Annotated in this window: 3 protein-coding genes; all 3 read left to right on the forward strand. The window is 64.4% G+C overall.

What is annotated here, in order from left to right; all coding sequences use genetic code 11:
* A partial coding sequence (locus HX846_RS33280; protein WP_178967059.1) for a helix-turn-helix transcriptional regulator occupies positions 1-368 on the forward strand: 368 nt, incomplete at its 5' end.
* A 138-nt stretch (positions 369-506) separates the two neighbouring features.
* Complete coding sequence (locus HX846_RS33285) at positions 507-1,352, forward strand: transporter (RefSeq protein ID WP_371317077.1); 846 nt, start codon at positions 507-509, stop codon at positions 1,350-1,352.
* Between the two features lie 22 nt (positions 1,353-1,374).
* The coding region (locus HX846_RS33290; protein ID WP_178967060.1) for an MFS transporter at positions 1,375-2,167 on the forward strand (793 nt) is incomplete at its 3' end.

Raw genomic sequence — 2,167 nt, forward strand, 5'->3', positions numbered from 1 at the left:
TGTTGCAGTGTGCCGAACGCGGGTTTGTCGACCTGCTGCTCAGTGAGTGGCCGCAATGGAGCGGCCCCGCCCTGCCGGTGCCGTTGAATCAGCGCGGGCATGAGGGCAAGCACATCCATATCGAAGCCTCGGCCGTGGGCGATCAGTTTCTGTTGGCCGCGCGCCTCAACCGCGCCCTGCCCCAGCTCAGTCCCAGAGAGAACGACGTGGCCCAGGGCTTTGGCGAAGGCAAGACCTACAAGGAAGTCGCCCGCGACCTGGGCTTGTCGCCGAACACCGTGCGCCATCACATCCGCGCCATCTACAGCAAGCTCGGGGTCAAGGACAAGGCGCGCATCGCGCACTTGCTGCACGCCCCGCCCGACTGACCTCACCCCTTAATTCGTTGCTTTTTTGCGCTGTCGTTTTGACGGCCTCGGGCGCCCTTTGCCCATTTTCCGCTGCCATCCATCACATTCCATAAGAGATGCCTCGCGATGAATCACTCCACCTTGCGTCACCTGGCCATGCTGCTGGGCGGCACCCTACTGAGCCTCGACAGCCAGGCCGCCGACCTCAACGCCCGGGACTTTTTCGGCGCGCCGTCCGGTACCAGCCTCGGCGTGCTGTACTTGCCGGCGACGCGCTACGATGATTTCCACGGCCCGGCCGACACCACCGGCAAGGCCGACTTGAAGGTCAACGCCGTGGCGTACCGCCAGGTGTTTTTCACTGACGTCTGCGGCACGCTGTGCACCCCGCAATTTATCCTGCCGTTCGCCGACATCAATGCGCGCTTGCCCGGCGCCAGCCAGCACACCGGCGAGAGCGGCTTTGGTGACCCGCAGGTGGGCGGCACGCTGTTTTTCATCAACGACCCGGCCTCACGCACCTACAGCGGGCTGTTGAGCCTGATCACCGTGCCGGTGGGCGAGTACCACAGTAAAAACCCCGACGTGTCCCCCGGGGCCAATCGCTGGGGCGCGACCTTCGTTTACAACTACACCCAGGGCATTGGCGAGAAATGGGTGCTGGAAGCCAACCTCGAAGCCCAGTTGTACGGCACCAATGACGACTATTTCGGCAGCGACCTCAAGCAAGACCCGCTGTACCGCCTGCAAGCCTTCGCCTCCTACGACTTCAGCCCGGCCACCTACGGCGCCCTGCGTTTGATCCACGCCGATGGCGGCGAGCTGCGCATCAACGACCAGCGCATCGACGACACCCACAAGCGCTACACCCAGGTGGGTTTCGAGGTAGGGCATTGGCTCGACCGGCAGAACCAAGTGATGTTCAGCCTTTCGCAAAACGTCGCGGCATCCAACGGCTACGCAGGCACCGACGCCCTGTTGCGGCTGGTCCATGTGTTCTGAATCACTTTCCCGGAGCTTGCCCATGAACACTCAGACCCACGCTGCAACCGCCGGCCTTTCAGCACGGTCATGGCCGTTGCTGGCGGCGATCATTCTGTTCGCCGCCATCACCCCGACCATCCTGATGACCGCACCGGCGGTGGCCGCGCAACTGGCCAGCCAATGGCAGTTGAGCCCGTCCCACATCGGCGACCTGTTCTCCACCGAGCTGGGGGCGATGAGCCTGGCCACCCTGCCCGCCTTCTGGTGGCTGAAACGGGTGGACTGGCGCCTGGCAGCCCTGGTCGCCGCCGTGGCATTCATTGCCGCCAACCTGTTGTCGATGCTCGCCGACACCTACGCCACCTTGCTTGCCTTGCGTTTTATGAGTGCCTTGGCGGGCGGTTCGTTGATGATCATCTGCCTGGCCAGCGCGGCTGCCACTGCCAATCCAAGCCGGGTCTACGGCTTGTGGGTGATGGGGCAACTGGTGGTCGGAGCGATCGGCCTTGGCGTGCTGCCCGGACTGTTTGCGCGCTATGGCCTCGGCGCCTGCTACCTGATTCTTGCGGGACTGATGACGCTGCTGTTGCCACTCGCCCGGTGTTTCCCGTCCGGCAGCCCGCCGCGCGAGCAAACCGATGCAGCGCCGATACCTGTCTCCCGGGTGAAGGCTGCGCTGGGCATCGCCGGGATCCTGGCCTTCTACGTCAGCCTCGGCGGTGTCTGGACCTTTATCGGCGCCATCAGCAGTGGCGCCGCAATCTCCGCGCAACACAGCGGTGAAGTGCTGGCCCTGGCCACCGTGATGGGCATCGTCGGCGCCGGCTGTGCCT

The organism is Pseudomonas sp. K5002 (genome assembly GCF_013386655.1).
Lineage (GTDB): Bacteria > Pseudomonadota > Gammaproteobacteria > Pseudomonadales > Pseudomonadaceae > Aquipseudomonas.

Excerpts from the sequence above, each read along its gene's own strand:
- HX846_RS33285 (WP_371317077.1), top strand. The coding sequence starts at position 507 with ATGCTGCTGGGCGGCACCCTACTGAGCCTCGACAGCCAGGCCGCCGAC.